Here is a 21115-nt window from a genome sequence, read left to right on the forward strand (position 1 = left end):
ATTACTGTTCAACTAACCTGCCCCGTTAGTTGAATAATATCTATTTCTTTAATGGCATAAATAAGGAAGGATTTAACTCGACACTTTCAATTACAATAGCAGTTAATCCTTTATCTGATTTTGTTTCATGCCATTCATCTTTTTCCCAAAATACAGCATCTCCAGACTGAACTTTAAAATATTCTTCGCTATCATTACGAACATACCCTTCTCCTGTTATTACTACCAAAAGTTGAGGTACTACTGCTTGATGGAACCCTACAATACCATTTTGGTCTAAGTGCATACATCCTATATTAGTTGCTTTATCTGTTTGAATAATACGAGACATAATAAAATTCGAATCAAATTTTGAAATTCTCTTACCACTATCTTTACTAAATTTATAAAACTCCATTATGTACCCCCAATGAATTAGTATATATAATACTTATTCAACCACATTGAACGATTGTCCTTTAATTCTTCTTCAACTAACCTGCCCCATTAGTTGAAGAAGAAAAGTGAAGCTTATTCAACAATTGCGCCCTTTAATGGAGTAATGTAGGATAATCTATTAGCTCGGCTAGTAAAAGAAAAGATGTTTTTCAGGTATAAAAAATTTTCGATAAAATAAATCTCAAGCTATACTAGCTTAAATAAAAACAAAAAGGCTGTTCAATTGGAGAACGTTTTGAACAGCACTCTTCTTATTCCCTAAGCCATTTCAGTTTTACATCATCCTCTAAACAACCGAATTGATCGAAATGGCTTGCTATAATGCCAAAATACATATTTTCATCTGCGCTTACATCGACGTTACGTAGCGCATCATTAACGATATATGCAGCATCCTCTCCTAGTGCAAAAATTGTGTTGAAGGCACGTACTCGTATATTTTGGTCTAAATCAAACATAGCAAATAACAACTCATCAGTCGGAATAGGCTCACTAAAATGAGCATATGGATCTTCATAAGTAGCACAATAAATTCGCTCTCTTGCCTCCTCAAAGGTATCACCAAGTAATACCCCTCCAGCAAAAATCCCATTATCCGTTTGCGAAAGATTAGCCAAATCAATCTCTACAAAGTGCATATCTTTTACAATATAGTAATTGTCATCTAGATTTAGCGCAATAACATAATCATCCCACGTCGCGACTTCTTCCGGTTCAATATAAACTGCAGGACGATACAAGTATTTTGCTGTCACATCTTTAAAGAAAATCGTCCATTCAGCATAAGGGCTACCAAAACTAGATAAAACTCGTAATGCAAATCTACTTTTGATCTTTATTAGTTCGTCATACACGTAATAGCCTTCAAGATTACCTTCTGTTTGTGCATCATGAAAAACTAACTGCACAATTGACTCGACTGTAAACCCTCCACTCATATCTAATAGAAGCGTAAAATTATTTCCTTGTTGCTCAGCATTCAAAATTTTACCATCATGAAATGATTGTGAAAAAACGGTTTGTGCAGACGGATTAAAGCGTTCAACAATTGCTTCACGCTTTTCATAAATAGCATTACTCTTAGTTGTGAACTGCTCAATTGTCACATTGCACCATTCTTCAAACACTTCCATTAAAGTATCATTTCGAAATAAAGTTCGTTCAATAATTCCCGACTGAAACTTTTGTGGTAAAACATCTATATACTCGGCTAAATGCTCATATAAATGATTTTCAAATTCAGCATCGAACTCTTCCTCAAATGGATATGTATGTGCTGCGTTGAATACTTCCTGTCGTTCACGTGTTAAGAAAAACATCATTCCACTCCTTTTTAGTAGTATAGCGAATAATAATGAATAAATATTATAATAGATACTTCCGTTTATTCTTCTAAACTCTAAGGACTTGAACTTCAGAATCTTGTTCAACTAACCTGCCCCGTTAGTTCAAGAAGAAAAAGGCTCTACTCCTTATTGAAGTAAAGCCCCGTTAGTTGAATAAGAAAAGGGACGCTTATTCAACAATCGCGCTCGATTGTGGTAGATACATTATCCTCAATTACTTCTTTGAATTAAAAAAAGTTCATAATTAACCTCCTCGCATTATTTTTCTTTTAATATTGAATACTTTCGATAAGTTTTATAGAAATTGACACCCAAAAAAACAAACAGAAGTGTGGAAGACAACTTCAAAAGGACAAACGGAGTTTCAAATAAAAATGCCTTCCAAAATAATGAACCTTTCATACTCCAAAGACCTTCATGATATAATCCCGAATCCTTGTAAAACATATAAGAATAAGCTAAACACAGCATAACCATCCAAAATGAATAATTCATTAATTTTTTATAATGATTATCCTTTGATTGGCGATCCGAGAAGATTTCATTTTGATCATCATCTTCTTTTTGCCAATACCGTATTCCACTAAGCCAGGGCCCCTTTATATAGTTCCAACCGAAATCCTCATATATCCCTTTGTATTCAACCAACTTTTTCTTAGGTAAATAATCTTGATAATCAAGTCGTATAACATATCCCTTGTCAGTTTTTTTGAAAGTGTATATTCCTAATCCACTAATATTTGTACAACGATAGCCTTTTTGTAATTGCTCGTTCAGCCATTGCTCCTCTTTTTCGATATCAAAAAATATTTTAAATTTCTTCATTCGATTCACTTCCTTCGTACAGGGATAAAATATGCAATAACCTGTTTTGTTCCATTTTCAAAATGGCGCTTCCTTCCGCAGTTATCATATAAACTTTTCTTCGACCTGACTCTCCAACAGGTTCAATCCAACCATGATTATTCAAGTTTTCAATCGCACCGTATAATGTACCAGCTGCTAAAATAACAGTACCATTACTTATCTTTTCTATCTTCTGCATTACGGCATAGCCATGGAGTGGCTCACGCAGAGCTAATAAAATATAATGCATGGTTTCAGACAACGGTAATAATTTATGTTTCATATCCTCACCCTCTATTCAGTTTGACTATATAGTTCAACTTAACACCAATGTAATACAGTTCAACTGAATAGTCAACAACATTTTCAAAATTAGTCAAAGGAACTTAAAGTAAAAAGCCTGATAACAAGGGGGAAATCAATCTAAAAAGTCGCTTTCCTTACGTAAGGGAAAGCGACTTTTTGTGTAGTCTTATTCAATTAAATGGCCCGATTGTTGAACTAAAGTTAAACAACACTCTTCAACTAACCTGCCCCGTTAGTTTAATTTTATTTAGTGGGTTCCAACATAGCAGTACATTAGAGCAAAGATAAAAATAAACGTTAAGACTGCTCCTAAAACATTTTGGTTATGAGTGCTTTTTCCATTCTTTAGGTTCTTCAAAAAAGTAGTAAAATTTAAAAACCATAAAACGCCTAATAATGGTATGACAAGCCAAAGCATAAATAACATAAATTAGTCCTCTCCTTCCCATTAACAAAGTCTTCTTGAACTAACCTGCCCCTTTAGTTGAAGAAGAAGAAGGGATCAAGAATTACTTTTCGATATGTATTTATTTTCTCCTGGCAACTTCTTTATCTCTTTCCAAGCAGCAATAGCATCTTCTCGCTTTTTCCCTTTGTTTTCAGGATCAGTAAAGTAATCTCGTGTAAATTGATTATATTCAAATTGAGAACTAATTGTTGTGATGTATGAAGGGTCTTTCTTACGACCCTCTTCTTCATACCAGGCAGCAATTACTTCTTGATATGTCTTTCCTACATTTTCTTTAAAATAGTTTTGAATATGTGTGGAAAAATGAAATTTAGGAATTTGTGATTTAAAGAATGCCCTTACTGCCTGACTACAACGATGCTCTTCTGTAATAATTGTATATAGGCTCAATTCCTTTGATTTGGAAGACTTTTGGTAAGAATTTTGTTTTCTCGATGGTTTAACGATTTTTCCTGTTTGAAGAAAGAACACAATTCTATCTGTGATTTCAACTTTTGAACCTGAAGTACTTAACCCATTTTCTCTACAAAAAACCTGTAGTTCTTCTTTTAACCAGTAAAAATTTCTGAAATCTTTTTCATTCAAATCCTTTGATAATATGGGTCGCATTTCATTCACCTCTTTTGTATTTAAATCCCATTATAGAATATTGGTTTCCAAATGTCCTTGCTAATATTTTTTTTAACTCTTCTTGTACTAAACTGCATCTTTAGTTGAACAAGAAAAAATGAGCTGTATGAACAGCTCATTAATCTTTTGCTAAAGCACCCGTTTATAGAAGACAAAATCTAGATAATTGGTTGGGATGGTAATGGAGAATAACCGCAATAAATTTGTGGTATCTAATAAAAAATTAATATTAAATTCGTAAAAGTTCTTGAAGTATTTAACAAATTAATGTAATGTATAACTTGCATATGTAATATATAAATTACATCGTTAGGAGGTATATATGGTTAATAAAATTAAATTAGCTAGAATGGAAAAAGGGCTAACTCAGTCTCAATTAGCTGAGGCTGTCGGTGTTACTCGACAAACAATAGGTTTGATTGAAAAAAATGCCTATAATCCTAGTTTGCAACTCTGTCTTGCAATAGCCAAAAAACTTAATAAAACACTAAATGATTTATTTTGGGAGGAATAACATGAATATTTTCAACTTACTTGCGCAAGATGAATATCGTCAACAACGAACTTCAAGATTTATTGTAGAAGGTGCTTTGTTTCAGCTCATTTTATCTTTTATTATGATAGCGTTGTATCTTAATACAGAAATAAAGCCTTTGATTTTACTCGCTATTCCAGTATTTTTCTTTTTAATTTATATTGTTTTGCGTTATATTATATCTGGAATTGAATATTCGGAAGTATTTTCAAAAGATGAATATATGCAAATGAAAAAGAGAAATATCTTTCGATCAATTGGTTTTGCTACAGTATTTGCAGTAATGATGATACTAGTTAAAAGTTCGATTTTTGAAAGTATAGCTGTTGCTTTTATCGCTGGTGTATTGTGGTTAATAATGGATACTATATCGCTTAGTAAGTCCTATCGAAAAAATCAGGAACTTTAAACTTTATATATATGAAGTATGTGATACAAAAAATGTAATAATGATTAAAAGTTTATATTATAAAAAAAGACCACTCCATAACGGGCGGTCTTTTTTTTGTTGTCTTTTATATATGGTAGTGTACAGTAATGGGACAATGTTTACGTGAGGATATTGCAAAGATGTTTGGTAAGTTCCAATACTGCTTGCTGTACATAATTTAACAACCATTCTCAATCCCTTTACTTCTTCACGCTTTTCCATTCTATTCTTCTTTAATATCTAATATTAATCACTTCAAATTAAACTATCCTACCCTAAATTGAATAAAAAAGAGCTGTATAAACAGCTCTAAGATCTTATACTAAAGCACCCGTTAGTTTAAGTACATTTATTCACAAACATTAAATTTTAAAGGGCTATTCAACAATTTTACTTTTTTATAGTCGCAACTAGGAAAAGGTCGGATAATTTTTTTACAACAGTTAGTTTATTTTCAATTATCATTTCAGTCTCTTCACCATATTCATGATTTAATAAATAGACAGGAGGATTATTTCCTTCGTGTATATTTATTGCGTAAGGATTTCCAATACCTATTTCTAATCCAATACAAATATAACCGTTTTTATGTACTGCACATCCAGGAACATATAATGAACATTCTTCAATCATACACTGTGGATTCAAGAATTGTATTCGTAATTGAGCTTCTTCATCTTCCTCATCTAGAGGAACAATCAATTCACTATCACACACTTCTACCGTAGTCATTAATTCTATCAACCATTCTGGTAGTTTAATATCTAGTTTTTCATTTAGGTCATTTATTTCGCCAACTGTCGATATCCTAGTGGATGTTCCAGACCTTTGAATCATTTCTTTAGCATTTTTAATTACTTCATTAACCAACGTGACTCCTCCATACAATTAGATATATTTACTTCTTCTTTAATTAACGTCCCGTTTCTAATTTCTTTCCATAGAATACTTGACCTATCCAATCTTAACAATGTATTTCCTGATTTTATATATGTAATATTTTTCTTATTCAACTAAACTGCCTCGTTAGCACAATAAGAATAAAGTTATTATTTAATCCTTAAATGCCTTTGAACTCCGCAAATGGAGTAGCATAGGGGTCTTTAAACTTCTTAATATGATTTGTTAGAATAGACATATTCTCATCAAGGAAAGGATGTATTTCAGTGGTATCAGCAATACCATACAGTTTAATTAAAAAATAAAGGGTTTGCCATATCAAAAAGTCATCATCTAACTTCAATAAGACCTCAACGACAATCGGAATATAGTTAAATGCTTCGTCAGAAGACATTTCCTTTGTAATTAATTCAAAAGAATTACTAAAATACCACTCATCCTTGTCTAATTTTTCTTCCCATTCCACATATACCGCCAATAATCTGTTATCCGTTTTAATCACGTCCCAATGTTCAATTTGCTATACATATATTATCAATTATTCTTCAACTAAACTACATCGTTAGTTCAATAAAAAAAAGAGCTGCCTATGCAACTCCATGATCTTCAAGTAAAGCACCCGTTAGTTGAAGTAAAAAATGCACCAAAAGCGTGGTTTGGAAAGTTTTCTTCGTAGAGTCACCAAAGTATGATTTGGGAACGTTATGATAATTTAAATATGCATATAATTTACTTTAATCGTGCATGAACAACCATTGAAATACTATTTGCATCAAATAATGCTTTTTTCCATGAGCCATATATACTGATTAACTCAAAGCCATGTTGTTGCAAAACACGTTTTAGCTCTAATGGATACGTATATCGTAGTTTAATACTATCTTTATACTCATTTTTTGAAGATATGTATGTTGAAGTACACTCTAAAATTTGATTCAAAGGATTATATACTTCCTGACTGATAACTTTTGTTATTTCTCCATTTTGCTCAATCGATTCTTCAGAAATATCAACGTTTAAAAGTTCATGTAAAATAGGATTTCTCGTATCAAAAATAAATTCGCCTTTTGTGTTTAAATGCCTTTTGACTGAGATGAATAGGGCATCTTGACTCTCATTAGTTAAGAAATGTTGGAAGGAGTTACCCGTCATATATATAAAGTTTGATTTGATAGGCAAGTTTAATTTTGTACAATCCTGAACGCTTAAGTGAATGTTAAGACCTTCAGCATCAGCTTTTTCTTGTGCATACTTCAACATTCCTGCATCAATATCAACACCATATACTAAGTGTCCTTGTTTTGCTAAAGGTACTGCTAAACGACCTGTTCCACAAGCAAGTTCAATAATTGATTGATTACTCCCACCTAAATGAGCTTCGATGAATTCTAAATCTGCCGTATAACTTTTATAGGTCTCATCATATTCCCCTGGATTTGCATATTTGGACAAATTATCGCTAAATTCATTATTAGTCATAGATTAAGCTCCTTTTTGGATTTTTATGAATATTCATTATATCACTTTCCCAAGCCTTCCCAAAGCGCCGTTTGGTAACAATTCTTTCCTGAACGTTGTAAATCTGCATAAATCTAACGAGACTCCTTATTCAACTAAAGCCCCCGTTAGTTTAAGTGAAATTCTTCACAAACTTTAATTGTTATATTAAATCACATCTAGTATATAAATTAACGCTCACCTGAAGCTTTTAACTAGAACTATTCCAACTATTAGAAGCCTCCACTTTAGAAGGGTATTATCTGTAATAAATATTAGGAGAAATACACTAATGATTGGGACAGCTAGTTCAATAAGACATTGTTATGATATTGAAAATACGTTTACGCTTTTCCCTCCTAATATTATTTTCTTCTCCATTACCATTCCTATATTTTTAGCTACTTTTTGCGAAACGACATTCTCAGGCTGAATTAAAGCGATAAATCTTTGTTTATTTAGATGTTCTTTTCCATATTTCCAAAGTGCAATCGCAGCTTCTGTTGCATATCCTTGTCCCCAATAATCTCGAGCGATCCAATACCCTATTTCTATTTCCTCTTCATTTTCAATTACTTGTGGAACGAGACCAGCGTGCCCAATAAGAACATTGTCTTCTTTTCGAACTAACAGCAATAATCCCAAATTATCACCAAATTTGTATGTACTATATATCCAGCTTAAAAAATTCTTCCCACCGTATATGTTTCTTGTCTCTCCATTTCCAATAAATCGAACCATTTCAGGGTCAGTTAATAAGGACATAAGGAAATCAAAATCATCATCCGTATACGGACGAAATAACAGTCTTTCAGATTCAACAGGCAATAAAAACATCCTTTCTATCAGTAAATTAAGGGAATATTATTCAACTAACTTCCCCTTTAGTACAATCGATTCAACAAAAAGAGCGTTAATCCTTCTTGGATCAACGCACCCGTTAGTTGAATAAGAATAATTTTAAGTAGCAATATTTATAGAAAATAAAATACGGTCTTGTCCCGGACCAGCTTAATCAGTTTTTAAGGATACGGAAAAACCCATTGATTTATGAAATGAGATAGAACCCTCGTTAACTGGTGTAGTAATGCAACGGACAGTACAACAACCTTGCTATTGTTCTATGATTATATAGTCGTCATCTTCGGCAATTGGTGGATTAAATTTTTCGTTCCTCACACTCGAAAGGTTCTTCGCACGAGAAAACTTCATGGAAAAACCCAAAATACGGGATATCATCTTCAAGGCATTTTATTCTATATGACAACTCCTCATCGCACTTCAGCTCTTCACCGTTGTTCCGCATTACCTCGAATGCATCTACAATATTTTCTATGAGGGTTATTTGGATGAATAAGGACAATTTATCCAACATCAAATCCTCGATTTTGGTCTCGGATGTGTATCCCTCTAGTACTGTTCTGAAATAATCATCCATAAAGTTTTTTCGTTTACCGGCGTCTGGCTCAAATTGTATCCAGCCCATTCCGAGTGTCCAGAGATTTGCCAAGTCATACATATACCAACAGAAACATGAATTATCGAAGTCAAATACAGTGATTTGTCCGGTATCAAAGTCAATCATATAATTACCATCACTATAATCAAAATGTACCATCCCGAAAGACTCAGAGTTCTTGTCCAATCGTTCTAAAGTTTTAAGGAGCTCTACCATCTTCTCCTTAAGCAGTGATAGCGTACCAGGTATCAGTTTATCGATATACTCGACATTGTATTTATCGAAAAAACTATACCGGCGATGGACGGGAGCATAGCCTTTCGACAATTGGTGCAGCTTACCCAGAACTTTACCGCAGTTATAATAGTATTCCGTAATAGGAACTCCTTCGCGATACTGATAATGATTTTCTACCAGCCTTTTTCCCCTAGCCTTTTCGAACAGGCAGACAAAAAAGGTGTGATTATTATGAGTAATCTCTTCCAGTAGATTTCCCTTCCGGGAGCTGATTACATTCGAGACACTACCGCCATGCTCGAATAAATATTGGATATATTCAACTTCGCCCAACAAATCCTCTCGGCTCCTGTCATTTAAATAGGCGATTCTGAGTATTTTTGCACTAGCGCCCTCTTTCTCACAGTTATAAACGACATTCCGCCCTCCGGCATGAGCATTAATTAGACTTGTTTCATAGCCTTCCAACACGTACAACTCTGATACTAGTGGACTTAAATAAGCTTCGTATATTTCAGCAACTTCATTATGATTAATAATATCTCCTCCAACTGACTTCATTTTCACCCAAGGCGGGTGTTTGTTCAAAAGTTTACATGCTTTAACTTATTCAACACCTTTCCAAAAAAACCTTCTTATTCAACTAAACTGCCCCGTTAGTTCAATAAAGAAAAAAGATCTGCATATGCAACTCTATGATCTTCAAGTAAAGCACCCGTTAGTGAAAAAGCGACTGTTAGCTGGTTTAGTTTAACTAAGAAGTTATTTTTATCATATATTATAATTATTTTATATAGGGATTTTTTAATGGCATTATGTTGTAATTAATCATTCTTACTAAACCATGTATCAATGGATTTTATCATATTTTCAAATGCTTCTTCTTTAAATGGTGAAGCGATTCCTGAATTATCAAGTAAGTCTAGGAAAGATAAACGTCCCCCTTGTTTACAAATATCCATATATACATTCCAAGCAGTATACATATCTATTTGTGCGATTGACCAAATCTGCAATGCACAAATTTGAGCCATTGCATAGTCTATATAGTAAAATGGAAATTTAAATAAATGAATTTGTTGGTGCCACAAGTTCCCTTTTTTTAAGTAAGGGTGATTATAAGTAGTTTTATATGGCATATATTTTTGTTCAATTTCAACCCATTTTTTCTTTCGCTCCACTATTGATAAGTTAGGATTTGTATAGATAAAATGTTGAAACTCATCAATACTAGCCCTATAAGGCATTGCAAATATAGCATCCTCTAAGTGTGAATATCTATAATTCATTGCGTCATCCCCAAATATTTCTTCCATGTAGGGCCATATAAGAAATTCCATTGCAATTGAGCTAATTTCACAAGCTTCCTTAGTGGGAAGTATATATTCTGGTATAGTGTTATTTTGGTTAAAAATAGCCATCTGAAATGCATGACCAAATTCATGTGCTAGTACCTTTACATCCTTTCTTGATCCATTAAAGTTTGCAAAGATATATGGAATCTTTTCATTACATAAATAAGTAGCATAAGCACCTCTTGCTTTATTTTCTTTAATGGTTAAACCCATATATTTATTCGCATGCATTAACTTAAAAATCTCACCAGGTTGTTCAGATAATTGTTGGAAAATAGTTTTAAATTTTTCTATCATCCAATTAGAATCCCCTTTAAGGATAGCCTCTCCGGTTTTAAACCTCACTTCTTCATCATAGTAGGTTAAGTTCTCAATCCCAATCCGAATCCGTTGCTTTTCTCTTAATTTCTCGGATATAGGAGCCATATATTTCAAAATCATTTTTCTAAAGTCAGCCACCTCTTGTTGACCATAGTCAACCCTAGAAAGTCTAGCATACCCAAGTTCCACAAAAGAATTGTAGCCGAGCTCCTTTGCTATTTGAGTTCTTACTTGAATTAAAGAATCAAAAAGTTCATCAATTCTATTTTCGTATTGCTCCAATAGTTCATATTTTTTTTCGATAGCCTGCTTTCTAAGCATTCTATCTGGAGATGAAACAAATTTGTCTAATTGAGCTAGATTTCTCCCTTCTCCTTTAAATTCAATCTTGGCATTTGCCATCATTTTTGTATATTCACTTATAAGATTGTTCTCTCTTTTTAATTTATCAATAACTGATGAACCAATTGTATTTACATTAATCTCAGCTAGATTCAGTAACTGTTTTCCATACTTTTTACTAATTTGTTCTTTAAATGTGGACCTTATTAAACGATCATAATAACTCGCTACAACTTTTTCATATACTGGCCAATTTTTATTGATAAACTTTTGTTCTTCCTGATACTTCTTATCTGAGGTATCTAATTGCGCTCTTATCTCCGCAATAGTCAACATTGTTAAAACATGATTTCTAAGCGAATTAATCTTATCTATTAGCTTAAATTGCTCTTCAAATGAGTTTACAGAGTCAAACTTTCCTAATAGTTCAAATACCTCTTCTTCAAATTCAACGATGTTAGGCCTCTCATATAAAAGCTGATCAAAAATCATTCCTCTACCCCCATTCCATATTATGGTATATTTTATACAGCGGAATTAAAAGTCTTATAATTCAAAATAGTTTGTGCTATAATAGCAATATAAGATAATAACTACCGTTAACGTATACAAAAGGGCTGCTTTCATTAAAGCGGCCCTTTTTGTTTTCTTAGATATGGTTCGATTCAATCTATACTCTATTTTATTTCTTCAGCAATGGTATATATATTTTTCTACTTAAACTAAACTGCTCCGTTAGTTCAATAAAAAAAGAGCTGCATATGCAACTCAATGATCTTCAAGTAAAGCACTCCGTTAGTTAAATAAGAACAGCAACGCTAATTCAACAATCGCACCTATTGCGGAAGACTGTGGTCAAACTGTGCAACAAATCTTAGGGAACAGTCCTTCGTATAACTACTCCCTTAGGTTTAACAGATTATGTTATTAATTTGCTTCTTCTGGTCTCCCGGGAAAAATCTTTTCAAACAATGAAATCAGAGAAACAGTAACACAGACAATAAGCAATCCAGTTATTAACGATGATGTATTAATCCCGTAATGCGCGAATGCTGATGTTAAGATATAACTTACAACGAAACCGAGTAGTAAAACAGACAGAGAAATACCTATTTTCTTTTCCATAAATTTCACCTCCAATCTATATACGTTTATAAGTAAAACCAAGTTTCAAAAACTTCATTCAGAAATGTTTTTCCGTCGTTAATCCCTCTATACGCCCCGTTAATTCAATAAAGAAAAAAGAGCTGCATATGCAACTCAATGATCTTCAAGTAAAGCACCCGTTACTTTAAGTACTTTCTTTCACAATCCATTTCAAAAACAATTTTTTCAATATAACCACTCCAATATTATACAAAGGTCCCGTAAAGTTATTATCGGAAATTTAATGAATGCTTTTCCAGAATAAAATAGGCATCATACTAATCAATTTGTTGTTTTTCTGCGTAATACCATTTTAAATAATACATTATTCCAGACTTATCGACCCAGCTAAAATCTATTAGATCCTTCTCTAGTGAATGGTGTAGCTCATCTACTGGAATCCACTTTATATCCATAGTACCGTCGCCTTCTTTAACTAAATTACCAGAGGCTTGACATCGAAAATAAGCGCCTAATGAATCTACTGGACCATTTGTCGTTTGATATACAGCAAAAGGCTTCATAGCTTCAACATTTGAGTCCACATCATTAGTTTCAATTCTAGTTTCTTCCCCAAAAATCTTTGTTATATGAAGTCCTGTTTCTTCGTGCACTTCTCTTTTAAGTCCTTCCATAAATGACTCGAATTCCTCTAACCTTCCTCCAGGTAGCTCATAAGGTGTTTTATTCTCATTAGATTTAACCCTTTTTTGTATAACGATTTCAGTTCCATTTGGTCCATTTCTTTCAATTATTGCTCTAACATTTACATAGATCATACAAGTTCTCCCTCACTTTTCCTCTTCAACTAGATGGCCCGATTGTTGAATACAAGTTAAAACCTCTCTTGAACTAAACTGCCCCGTTAGTTAAAGAAAAAATGAGCTGTCTGAACAGATTAAAAATCTTCTACTAAAGCCCTCGTTAGCACAAAAAAGATTTGTTATTTCGCTCTTAATATGGGCACAAATGAATACGCTTAAGTTTATTCAGTATAAGTTTACTACAACTGTTTAAAAGAATGGCGAAGTGATTTCTCCGTTTGAGATAGTTTATTCTTAAATAGAATTTTCATAAAGAATAACGGATAAATCATTAAGTATAAATTAAATAACCACCAAGTAAAATCGAAGTCTTTGATAAATGCCCAAAAAGCAATTGCTTGCAATCCTGAGCAAAATGTTAAAACAAGAGAAATAAGCGCCATGCTTTCCCAAGTAGGATGATTCCTTCTACATAAATATAAACTGTACAATCCTGTAATTGAAATTAGAATATCCAAAGGGAAGAATGACCAGTTCCATGCAATAATCATTGGATTATCATAGTCCTTAAATGCAACATTTTTTGGTATAAGATAAAAATAGGTGGCAATCCAATAAAGGATAAAACCGACATCTGTTACAAGAAAAAATGGTTTTAATAGTTTCATTTATTCCCTCCAGTTATAGATTGCGACATATATTAGAAGTATATGTAACTAAATATTTTCTTTTATTTGTGATATTTCTTCGATAGAACCACTATGTTTACTTTCCATATTCAAAGTGACAACTCCTATTAAAATAAGAATAATCGATACTGCCTTTACTGTACTTAAACCTTCTTGAAACATGAAAAATCCAATTAAAGTTATAATTACTATTCCTACTCCAGACCAAATAGCATATGCAACAGATACATCTAGATTTTTTAACGATAACGTCAGAAAAATAAAACTACCAAGATAAAAAACTATCATTAAAATGCTTGGATATAGCCTCGAAAAACCTTCTGATAACTTCATACTAGTTGTTCCACCTACTTCAAAAATAATAGCTAAGCACAAGTAGATCCAATGCATTTCTAGTCATTCCTCCGTTCATTTATAATTCCTTGCAACAACATATCCACTACTGACTGAAATACTTCTCCAACTGCCATTTCATTCTTACTTGCAAATTTAGATTGATAAATTTGATTAATTGCCCCTAAATATACCTCAATGAATAAGGAAATATTAATGCTTTTTATTAAATTTTCTTTAATTGCCTGCTCCATTAAGTAAACGACACTATCCCACTCTTCTTTCAAAAAGCGATCTAATTTTATCCATTCCTCATAATGATATTTTTTTAAATCTGCAAGTAAACGTACATCCAATAATTCAAATTGTTTCGGTACGCAAATGAGTATTTGATGTATTTTTTCCAATAAAGAAAGTTGGGTGTCCTCAATAATAATTCTCTCTTGCTCCTTAATCTGACTAAATAAATGTTGAATTACTTCTTCAACTAGCTGATTCTTAGATGAAAAATATGTATAAATTGTTCTTTTACTTGTTGATAATCCGTTTGCAAGGTCACTTACAGTAAATGAGAATCCTTTTTCTTCAATCTGCAAAATTGTTTCTTTAATAATTCGTTCTCTCAAAATGGCACCTCCCAATACGTTTGGTACCAATAAAGTTTTACTGGTACCATTATTTAGTATTATACATTATTCATATTAAAATTCAACCAATTATTAACATCTACAAATAGGGAATATTGAAATATTAACTACACCTCTTTAAACTCATCTAAATTGGAAAATGGAATCGATAAGGCACTGTGAAGACTAAAAGGAGAAATACAGATGAAACATGTAGTGGCACTTGATGTCAGTATGGGTAAAAGTACAATCGTGATTTATAACCATTATCGTCAATGTGAATTTGAAGGAAAAATTTCACAACTTGATACAGAAATCAACTATTTATTTTATCGAATGCATGCCATTATCAACTAGTTTCCCAAAATTAAAACGATTGTTTTCTACACGATCGTCCCTCTTTTTAAATATTGTGCAACTATATCCGCACCTAGATGAAGTAGTAGCTTGTTCAAAACAGTGATTCGTAATTCCCTAAAAGCGAATACAAAAAAGAATCTCTCACTCGCACGTGATGAACAAAAAGGAATGGCATTATTAAAAGCTGCAAAGGATTCGTACCCAGCAATTTCAAAAGAGGATGTCCGTACAAGTACGAGAACCATCTTGTCAAGTACTTCGATATTCTTTCGTCACATTTGTATTTTCACGAAACAATCATTACTACCAAAGAATGTACAATCTAATTGACTAGTTTTATGTTCTACATTATGTAACACCTTTTCAAAATACTATTCATACAACACACTCATTTTTAAATATTGAACTAACCTGCCCCGTTAGTTCAATAAAAAAAGAGCTGTCTGAACAGCTCAACGATCTTTTACTAAAGCACCCCGTTACTTTAAGTACATGTAATTGGTATTTTGCGAACAATGACATTCACTCATTATTCACTATGTATAGTTTCCACAACATGAATCACTTTTATCCCTAAGGCTTCCCCTTTAGTTGAATAAAAAAACCTGTTTGAATAGCACCAAGATATTCAACTAAAGCACCCCGTTAGTTGAGTAACTTAAAATATTTTCTCTTCTTTATTTTCAGCTTAGAATGGATTTCCCCCTTTTATAAAAGGGATAAAAACTACATAATTTGAGCCAATAAAAATAAGCCAAAAGAGTACCGATGTAAGTCGCTGTTTAAAGAGAATACTTTCCCTAGATATAACCAAACCAACAATCAACGAGTATAAGACGAATAAAATATAAGAAACTCCAAACCAGTTTACCCATACATTTCCCGTAAATTGAATTCCAAAGTTCTCGTAAATAGGTCTTAAAATATAAATTGTGAAAAGTAAACCAATTGATAAGATTACAATGATTTCAATTATTTCAATTAATCTAAGTACAACTTTTTTCAATCCATCCAAAGAAATCACCCCCATTTCGAACATCTCTTAATGATACTTTATTCATCATTTTCAATGGGTATGTCCTTGTAATATTTGAGACTAGTTTATTGAACTAACCTGCCTCGTTAGTTCAATAAAGAAAAAAGAGCTGCATATGCAACTCAATGATCTTCAAGTAAAGCACCCGTTACTTTAAGTACATTTGAAATCGGCAGTTATCCAAATTAATTATGAAACCACCAACCTACAATAGATATAGCCCCTACTCCCCAAGCAGTTGTACCCAATATCCACCAAATTACAGATTTAGCTTTTGATGAATTTTCCTCGTCTTCCATATTTGCTTTTATAAAAGCAACCTTACTTTCCATACCTTTTTTCATAGAAATGAGAACAACTAAACCGATTAGCATGAAACCAGTAGTTATCCAGAGTAATAAGTCCACCTTCTCTACCTCCTTTTTTTTTATGAATTACTTTCCTTTCAATCTTCTTTATTCATTTAACCTGCTGCTTTACTTTAATACGTCTGTAAAATATAGTTGTTTCAATTTTATATAAATTTTCCATTTATAATATGTAAAAATCCATTTGGCTTATTGAACTAACCTGCCCCGTTAGTTCAAAAAGAAAAAAAGAGCTGCATATGCAACTCAATGACCTTCAAGTAAAGCACCCGTTAGTTTAAGTACATTCTTTCACAAACTTAGTCGATTCTGTCATATATAAATCCGTTCATTCATCACAGGAATGCTCTCTATTTGTTGATTAAAAAAACTGCGAACACAGCTCCTTAATGTACTATTAATCCGTTGAATTAAGTGTCGTTATTCACGAAGCCAACTTACAACACCTTGCATTATTTGTTTTTGGCTTCACTCTCATCAATATGAATCTTTTGAATCGGTTTTGAATCGGTTACCTGTATTTGAATAAACCATTGAAAAAACAATAAGACCTATGATTAAAATAAGACCTATGATAAGTAGAAATTGAATTTTAAAATATTCACTTAATGCAATTAATAATATGCTAAAGCAAATGCCAAACATTATTTTACTCATAAATTTACAAAGTTCTTCTTCTCTATATTTTTCTTTTTCGCTATCGGACATTGTATTATAACCAGCAAGCAGAAATGCTCCTTTTCCTTTTGACAAAACGATAGCGAATATTAAAAAAGGTACCAAAATTACTAAAATTGCACCAACCACATCGTACACCTCACTCATTGGCTAACTTTCTTATTTGGAATATTTTATCATATAAAATGATTCATTTCCTTATAAACTCTTATTAAACTAACCTGCCCCGTAGTTAAATAAAGAAAAAAGAGCTGCATATGCAACTCAATGATCTTCAAGTAAAGCACCCGTTAGTTTAAGTGAGACACTTCACAATATTACAATTTAATAGGTGTTAACAGTCTTCGTGTGCTTGAAAATTATTAAGAACACGCAGACTGAGCGACATGTTTTGTTAGTATCTTCCTTGCTGATAATATTCTGCGCCTTGGTTATCCACTAAAATACGCTCGCCTTTTCTCGTAAAGACGATGTCAAATCCATCTGCCGATAACCATAAAACTTTTCCATTATCTTTGTAGATAAGTCGAGGTTGTTGGAAATGTTTAAACACATTTTCCTTGCCAATCTCTTTTAAGTATAACTCGATGGCTGACTCTACTTTATTACGTGAACGAGAGCCACTCACAAGCAATTCTCCATCATCTATTGCCACAAACTGATTGTTATTATGACTATATCCACCGAAACCAAAAATGGCTTGCGCCTGCGCTACTTCAATATCAAAACGCTCGTATATATAAAAGGGTTGATCATAAACTGATTCATATATTTTGCCATCAACAATTTGGTAATACGTAACAACTTCGTTCCATTTTTCTCCTTCTTTATTCATCACCATAAATTTCATCCAAATGATGCCGTCAAGCTCCCGTAGAAATTCTGCTTTCGAAAAATCCATATTTTCATACTTTTTAGATAGCTCATCCACAGTCCCTTCATATGCCGGGGATGCTACTAGGTTTAGCGTTTCTGAATCCAGTGCATCAATTGCCTCGAAATACGTGTTAAAAAGTTCTCCATGGTCCCCAAGTGCATTTGTTGTGGCAGCACTTAAAATCCCTGATTGGGCTGACCATAATGTAATCGTAAGAAGCAATGCAGCGATTGAAACTATGCCTACCATTGCAAATATTGGAGTACGCGTCAACTTTTTTCTCGGTTTAGCCATTTTCCGTGCAAGGTCCTTCGTCATCCAGAACTCTTCGCCAATCACCTCATCAATACCCGTTTTCAATCGTTCCATCAAAGCCGTCCTCCTTAAGCACCAATTTAAGTTTTTTACGACCACGCGCAAGCCTTGTACGCACCGTAGCCGATGAACAATTTAGTAGCATACCAATTTCCTCTGACGAATAGTCTAAGTAATACGTAAGTACAATGACTTCACGGTATTTCAGCGGTAATGAAAGAACGGCTTGTGCGAGTAGACGATTTTCTGATTTCGTCACGATATCTTGCTCTGTCGATCGGCCAAATAAATGCTGAATTTTTTCGCCAATAGTCGTATTTTTATAATGCCAACTTCGCAAATAGTCGTAACTGCGATTGATCGTCATTCGATACAAATATGTACGATACGTGGCATCTTCACGGAACAACGATTGCTTTTCAAATGCTTTTAGTAGCACATCTTGGACAATGTCTTCCGCAGCTTGCTTATTTTTCACATATGTATAAGCAAGTCTCAACAACTCATCACCATGATCATATATAAATTTTTCGAGTCGGGTCATAGGGCAACTCCTTTTATTATTAAATGTTAGACGGAGCAAGAGGAATTTCTGTTTCAAAAATGAGTGAAAAGATCAAATGGGGTATACATCGGAGATGTGGCGATATGTGAGTATTACTAAATGTGGAAGATGTATCGTAATATATACAGTTTGATTCGAAATCTGCAATTCTACCTGTGATTCAATAACAGCTCATGTCATTTTAAATTATCTATTGGAGAATAACATTATTTTTTCAATCCTTCTGACAAGTAATTATTTGAAATTCTCATAGAACTATTATTAGATATTTAATTTTTTTGCTCTTTCACTGATTTTTCTTAGAACTAAACTGCTCCGTTAGTTGAAGAAGAAGGCTCTGTTAAATTTCAATATTGATAACGTAGCTACAAACTTCTTTTCTACTCACTCATCCTCTGTTGACTCACTTCTCCTCTACTTTTCATAAACGAGTAAAAAGAGAATGAAAAAGAAGGAATACTATTAAAAGTATTCCCTCTGCATAACAAATCTTTTAAGACACATATTTATTTAAATAAAAGCTATTTTACTCTGATTGTTCTACTTTTACTCTTGTTTCCGTATTTATCCTTCGCATATACCCGCACTACCGTGCCTTTCTTTTGCGCTTTGATTTTCACCGAATAATTCCCTTTACTACTAACAGATCCTCGTCCAATCTTCTTAACGCTGTTATAAACATAGATTGTCGTTCCCTTTGTACCTTTTCCTGTTACTTTTACCGATTTACTTGTTAGTTTATTTATAGTTGGAACAGAAGGAGCCGTTGCTCTATTCTTGTAAGTTGCCTTTAGTCTATAAGTAGCGCTTGTAATTCCACTCCCACCCCAGCCATAAGGATTAATCACTATATAATAAGTTCCTTTTTTGACCCGTGGAGAAAAAGTTATTTTTTTTCCCGCCCTTGCGGTGTAGGTACGAGCTACTTCAGTTCCATTGCTATCATACAGATATGCGGAAAATCCAGCCTTGGTATTATCCAAGGTAATACGTGCTTCTCCGTCCTTTTTTGTTGTGAATTTATAAACATCTCTATCAAGTGATGAAAAACTACTTGAGTTATAGTATTTATTTGAAATAATCGGCATAGATGTTTCAAACGTATCATTCGTCTCAAAAGTTTTAGCATCTCTTGTGAAGGTAGAAGCAAACGTCGCTTTTAATCTATAACTAGCGCTCGTAGTTTGACACTCCTCGCAATAATCGTTAACCACTATATAATAGGTTCCTTTTTGAATGTCTGTAAGTAAACTTATTTCTCCTCCAGCACTACTCGTATAGGCACTAGTTACTTCTTTCCTGTTGCTATCAAACAGAGTTACGTAGAAAGCTTCTGTCAAATTATCGAAGGTAATATATGCCTCCCCGTCCTTTTTTGTTGTAAATTGATAGACATCCCTATCTGTTGAAGAGATGTCGGATGTATACATTTTCCCTGATTTAATCGGCATAGATGTTTCAAGTGTATCATTCGGCTCAAAAGTTTTAGCATCTCTTTTAACAGTGGACGCCGCATATGTCGCTTTGAGTCTATAACTACCACTGGTGTCTCCATTTGCACTCCAGTGATAAGGTTGAAGTTCTACAGAATAAGTTCCTTTTTTTAGGTATTCAAGAAAACCAATATTTAATCCAGCCGTACTAGTATAGGTACTAGTTACTTCTTTCCCGTTGCTGTCATACAGATATGCGTAAAATCCACTCGTTGTATTATCTAAGATAATACGTGCCTCCCCGTCCTTATCCATTGTGAATCGATAGATATCTTTATCATTACTTGAACTTATCTTCCCTTGGACAGGGAGACCTGACGATATATTGTTTTCTTCTGCAAAAGTTACCTGACTAAAGACCACTGATAACAAAAAAACAAAAAAAACTGACTGTAAAATACGCACGATTGATAATTCCTCCTCTTTGTCTACTCTTCCAAAGTAAACCATTACATAATTATACTATTATCCCATAAAAGCATACACCTGCAAAAAATTCACTTCAACACTTCATGATTTGTTTTTACTTATTCCCATTCCTTTTAAAAATCATTTCATTTTTTCGCCCTCTAAAGGTAAATTATTAATTATTCTTATATCAAGGCAAGAAGAATGGGGAACCTCAACAAATCAGGTTCCCCTAATTATTTTAAAAAAACAACATTGAAATTTAACAGAGCCAAGAAGAAAAAAGAGTTGTCTGAACAGCTCATAGATTTTCTACTAAAGCACCCGTTAGTTGAACAAGAAAAAC

General features: G+C 33.2%; 26 protein-coding genes. 4 read left to right on the forward strand and 22 right to left on the reverse strand.

Annotated features, from left to right (window positions below; all coding sequences use genetic code 11):
- Positions 1-40 precede the first annotated feature (40 nt).
- From MHH98_RS13215 to MHH98_RS13235, 5 genes are all read right to left on the reverse strand, one after another.
- Positions 41-397, reverse strand: coding sequence for a cupin domain-containing protein (locus MHH98_RS13215; protein ID WP_038185132.1), 357 nt, complete (start codon positions 395-397; stop codon positions 41-43).
- A gap of 292 nt (positions 398-689) precedes the next feature.
- The gene (locus MHH98_RS13220) at positions 690-1757 is read right to left on the reverse strand and encodes a DUF4085 family protein (protein WP_038185133.1); all 1068 of its coding nucleotides are present in this window, start codon (positions 1755-1757) and stop codon (positions 690-692) included.
- Between the two features lie 285 nt (positions 1758-2042).
- Positions 2043-2609 (reverse strand): DUF2812 domain-containing protein, encoded by a 567-nt coding sequence (locus MHH98_RS13225; protein ID WP_076066020.1) that lies wholly within the window; start codon positions 2607-2609, stop codon positions 2043-2045.
- Positions 2596-2913: a PadR family transcriptional regulator gene (locus tag MHH98_RS13230; RefSeq protein ID WP_076066019.1), complete on the reverse strand. Its 318-nt coding sequence runs from the start codon at positions 2911-2913 to the stop codon at positions 2596-2598. Before MHH98_RS13230 ends, MHH98_RS13225 begins: the two co-directional genes overlap by 14 nt.
- Positions 2914-3438: 525 nt before the next feature.
- Positions 3439-4014 carry a DUF6434 domain-containing protein gene (locus tag MHH98_RS13235; RefSeq protein ID WP_038185144.1) on the reverse strand — a complete coding sequence of 192 codons (576 nt, stop codon included), beginning with the start codon at positions 4012-4014 and terminating at the stop codon, positions 3439-3441.
- Between the two features lie 343 nt (positions 4015-4357).
- Between MHH98_RS13235 and MHH98_RS13240 the strand changes: the two genes are divergently transcribed.
- Positions 4358-4549, forward strand: a complete 192-nt coding sequence (locus MHH98_RS13240) for a helix-turn-helix transcriptional regulator (protein WP_038185145.1) — start codon at positions 4358-4360, stop codon at positions 4547-4549.
- Between the two features lies 1 nt (position 4550).
- Positions 4551-4979 carry a hypothetical protein gene (locus MHH98_RS13245; protein ID WP_038185147.1) on the forward strand — a complete coding sequence of 143 codons (429 nt, stop codon included), beginning with the start codon at positions 4551-4553 and terminating at the stop codon, positions 4977-4979.
- A gap of 411 nt (positions 4980-5390) precedes the next feature.
- Here the strand turns inward: MHH98_RS13245 and MHH98_RS13250 are convergent, their stop codons facing one another.
- The 11 genes from MHH98_RS13250 to MHH98_RS13300 form a co-directional block, all read right to left on the reverse strand.
- Positions 5391-5870 carry an SMI1/KNR4 family protein gene (locus MHH98_RS13250; protein WP_038185155.1) on the reverse strand — a complete coding sequence of 160 codons (480 nt, stop codon included), beginning with the start codon at positions 5868-5870 and terminating at the stop codon, positions 5391-5393.
- Positions 5871-6060: 190 nt separating this feature from the next.
- The gene (locus MHH98_RS13255) at positions 6061-6366 is read right to left on the reverse strand and encodes an ABC transporter (protein ID WP_340713073.1); all 306 of its coding nucleotides are present in this window, start codon (positions 6364-6366) and stop codon (positions 6061-6063) included.
- Positions 6367-6629: 263 nt separating this feature from the next.
- Entirely contained in the window at positions 6630-7379 is a 750-nt protein-coding gene (locus tag MHH98_RS13260; protein WP_038185157.1) for a class I SAM-dependent methyltransferase, read from the reverse strand.
- Between the two features lie 342 nt (positions 7380-7721).
- Entirely contained in the window at positions 7722-8225 is a 504-nt protein-coding gene (locus MHH98_RS13265; protein ID WP_340710999.1) for a GNAT family N-acetyltransferase, read from the reverse strand.
- A 331-nt stretch (positions 8226-8556) separates the two neighbouring features.
- The gene (locus tag MHH98_RS13270) at positions 8557-9654 is read right to left on the reverse strand and encodes a phosphotransferase enzyme family protein (protein WP_340711693.1); all 1098 of its coding nucleotides are present in this window, start codon (positions 9652-9654) and stop codon (positions 8557-8559) included.
- 263 nt (positions 9655-9917) lie between these two features.
- Positions 9918-11603: a M3 family oligoendopeptidase gene (locus tag MHH98_RS13275; RefSeq protein ID WP_076066015.1), complete on the reverse strand. Its 1686-nt coding sequence runs from the start codon at positions 11601-11603 to the stop codon at positions 9918-9920.
- Between the two features lie 435 nt (positions 11604-12038).
- Positions 12039-12236 (reverse strand): hypothetical protein, encoded by a 198-nt coding sequence (locus MHH98_RS13280; RefSeq protein ID WP_038185160.1) that lies wholly within the window; start codon positions 12234-12236, stop codon positions 12039-12041.
- 299 nt (positions 12237-12535) lie between these two features.
- Positions 12536-13036 carry an NUDIX hydrolase gene (locus tag MHH98_RS13285; protein ID WP_038185063.1) on the reverse strand — a complete coding sequence of 167 codons (501 nt, stop codon included), beginning with the start codon at positions 13034-13036 and terminating at the stop codon, positions 12536-12538.
- Between the two features lie 224 nt (positions 13037-13260).
- Positions 13261-13689 carry a YvaD family protein gene (locus MHH98_RS13290; protein WP_038189199.1) on the reverse strand — a complete coding sequence of 143 codons (429 nt, stop codon included), beginning with the start codon at positions 13687-13689 and terminating at the stop codon, positions 13261-13263.
- Between the two features lie 48 nt (positions 13690-13737).
- Positions 13738-14100, reverse strand: a complete 363-nt coding sequence (locus MHH98_RS13295; protein ID WP_038189201.1) for a DMT family transporter — start codon at positions 14098-14100, stop codon at positions 13738-13740.
- 2 nt (positions 14101-14102) lie between these two features.
- Complete coding sequence (locus tag MHH98_RS13300; RefSeq protein ID WP_038189204.1) at positions 14103-14669, reverse strand: TetR/AcrR family transcriptional regulator; 567 nt, start codon at positions 14667-14669, stop codon at positions 14103-14105.
- 204 nt (positions 14670-14873) lie between these two features.
- Between MHH98_RS13300 and MHH98_RS13305 the strand changes: the two genes are divergently transcribed.
- Both MHH98_RS13305 and MHH98_RS13310 read left to right on the forward strand, forming a co-directional pair.
- On the forward strand, positions 14874-15026 hold the full coding sequence (locus tag MHH98_RS13305; RefSeq protein ID WP_179078284.1) for a hypothetical protein: 153 nt from the start codon (positions 14874-14876) through the stop codon (positions 15024-15026).
- A gap of 90 nt (positions 15027-15116) precedes the next feature.
- On the forward strand, positions 15117-15359 hold the full coding sequence (locus tag MHH98_RS13310; RefSeq protein ID WP_038189216.1) for a hypothetical protein: 243 nt from the start codon (positions 15117-15119) through the stop codon (positions 15357-15359).
- Positions 15360-15717: 358 nt separating this feature from the next.
- On the opposite strand, the gene MHH98_RS13315 is transcribed toward MHH98_RS13310, so the two are convergent.
- The 6 genes from MHH98_RS13315 to MHH98_RS13340 all read right to left on the reverse strand — a co-directional run bounded on the left by MHH98_RS13315 (position 15718) and on the right by MHH98_RS13340 (position 20766).
- Positions 15718-16044 (reverse strand): hypothetical protein, encoded by a 327-nt coding sequence (locus tag MHH98_RS13315; protein ID WP_038189219.1) that lies wholly within the window; start codon positions 16042-16044, stop codon positions 15718-15720.
- Between the two features lie 206 nt (positions 16045-16250).
- A complete protein-coding gene (locus MHH98_RS13320; RefSeq protein ID WP_038189222.1) occupies positions 16251-16472 on the reverse strand; it encodes a hypothetical protein in 222 nt (73 codons plus the stop codon).
- A 438-nt stretch (positions 16473-16910) separates the two neighbouring features.
- Positions 16911-17240, reverse strand: coding sequence for a DUF3784 domain-containing protein (locus tag MHH98_RS13325; RefSeq protein WP_038189225.1), 330 nt, complete (start codon positions 17238-17240; stop codon positions 16911-16913).
- A gap of 265 nt (positions 17241-17505) precedes the next feature.
- Positions 17506-18357, reverse strand: coding sequence for a hypothetical protein (locus MHH98_RS13330; protein ID WP_340713074.1), 852 nt, complete (start codon positions 18355-18357; stop codon positions 17506-17508).
- Positions 18332-18847, reverse strand: a complete 516-nt coding sequence (locus MHH98_RS13335) for a sigma-70 family RNA polymerase sigma factor (protein WP_076065860.1) — start codon at positions 18845-18847, stop codon at positions 18332-18334. The genes MHH98_RS13330 and MHH98_RS13335 overlap by 26 nt, the downstream gene beginning before the upstream one ends.
- A 542-nt stretch (positions 18848-19389) precedes the next feature.
- Positions 19390-20766: an Ig-like domain-containing protein gene (locus tag MHH98_RS13340; protein WP_340713075.1), complete on the reverse strand. Its 1377-nt coding sequence runs from the start codon at positions 20764-20766 to the stop codon at positions 19390-19392.
- Positions 20767-21115: the final 349 nt, after the last annotated feature.

It is taken from the genome of Viridibacillus sp. FSL H8-0110 (assembly GCF_038003565.1).
GTDB lineage: Bacteria > Bacillota > Bacilli > Bacillales_A > Planococcaceae > Viridibacillus > Viridibacillus arenosi.

Excerpts from the sequence above, each read along its gene's own strand:
- MHH98_RS13215 (WP_038185132.1), bottom strand. The coding sequence starts at position 397 with ATGGAGTTTTATAAATTTAGTAAAGATAGTGGTAAGAGAATTTCAAAA.
- MHH98_RS13220 (WP_038185133.1), bottom strand. The coding sequence starts at position 1,757 with ATGTTTTTCTTAACACGTGAACGACAGGAAGTATTCAACGCAGCACAT.
- MHH98_RS13225 (WP_076066020.1), bottom strand. The coding sequence starts at position 2,609 with ATGAAGAAATTTAAAATATTTTTTGATATCGAAAAAGAGGAGCAATGG.
- MHH98_RS13230 (WP_076066019.1), bottom strand. The coding sequence starts at position 2,913 with ATGAAACATAAATTATTACCGTTGTCTGAAACCATGCATTATATTTTA.
- MHH98_RS13235 (WP_038185144.1), bottom strand. The coding sequence starts at position 4,014 with ATGCGACCCATATTATCAAAGGATTTGAATGAAAAAGATTTCAGAAAT.
- MHH98_RS13240 (WP_038185145.1), top strand. The coding sequence starts at position 4,358 with ATGGTTAATAAAATTAAATTAGCTAGAATGGAAAAAGGGCTAACTCAG.
- MHH98_RS13245 (WP_038185147.1), top strand. The coding sequence starts at position 4,551 with ATGAATATTTTCAACTTACTTGCGCAAGATGAATATCGTCAACAACGA.
- MHH98_RS13260 (WP_038185157.1), bottom strand. The coding sequence starts at position 7,379 with ATGACTAATAATGAATTTAGCGATAATTTGTCCAAATATGCAAATCCA.
- MHH98_RS13270 (WP_340711693.1), bottom strand. The coding sequence starts at position 9,654 with ATGAAGTCAGTTGGAGGAGATATTATTAATCATAATGAAGTTGCTGAA.
- MHH98_RS13275 (WP_076066015.1), bottom strand. The coding sequence starts at position 11,603 with ATGATTTTTGATCAGCTTTTATATGAGAGGCCTAACATCGTTGAATTT.
- MHH98_RS13280 (WP_038185160.1), bottom strand. The coding sequence starts at position 12,236 with ATGGAAAAGAAAATAGGTATTTCTCTGTCTGTTTTACTACTCGGTTTC.
- MHH98_RS13285 (WP_038185063.1), bottom strand. The coding sequence starts at position 13,036 with ATGATCTATGTAAATGTTAGAGCAATAATTGAAAGAAATGGACCAAAT.
- MHH98_RS13290 (WP_038189199.1), bottom strand. The coding sequence starts at position 13,689 with ATGAAACTATTAAAACCATTTTTTCTTGTAACAGATGTCGGTTTTATC.
- MHH98_RS13295 (WP_038189201.1), bottom strand. The coding sequence starts at position 14,100 with ATGCATTGGATCTACTTGTGCTTAGCTATTATTTTTGAAGTAGGTGGA.
- MHH98_RS13305 (WP_179078284.1), top strand. The coding sequence starts at position 14,874 with ATGAAACATGTAGTGGCACTTGATGTCAGTATGGGTAAAAGTACAATC.
- MHH98_RS13330 (WP_340713074.1), bottom strand. The coding sequence starts at position 18,357 with ATGGAACGATTGAAAACGGGTATTGATGAGGTGATTGGCGAAGAGTTC.
- MHH98_RS13335 (WP_076065860.1), bottom strand. The coding sequence starts at position 18,847 with ATGACCCGACTCGAAAAATTTATATATGATCATGGTGATGAGTTGTTG.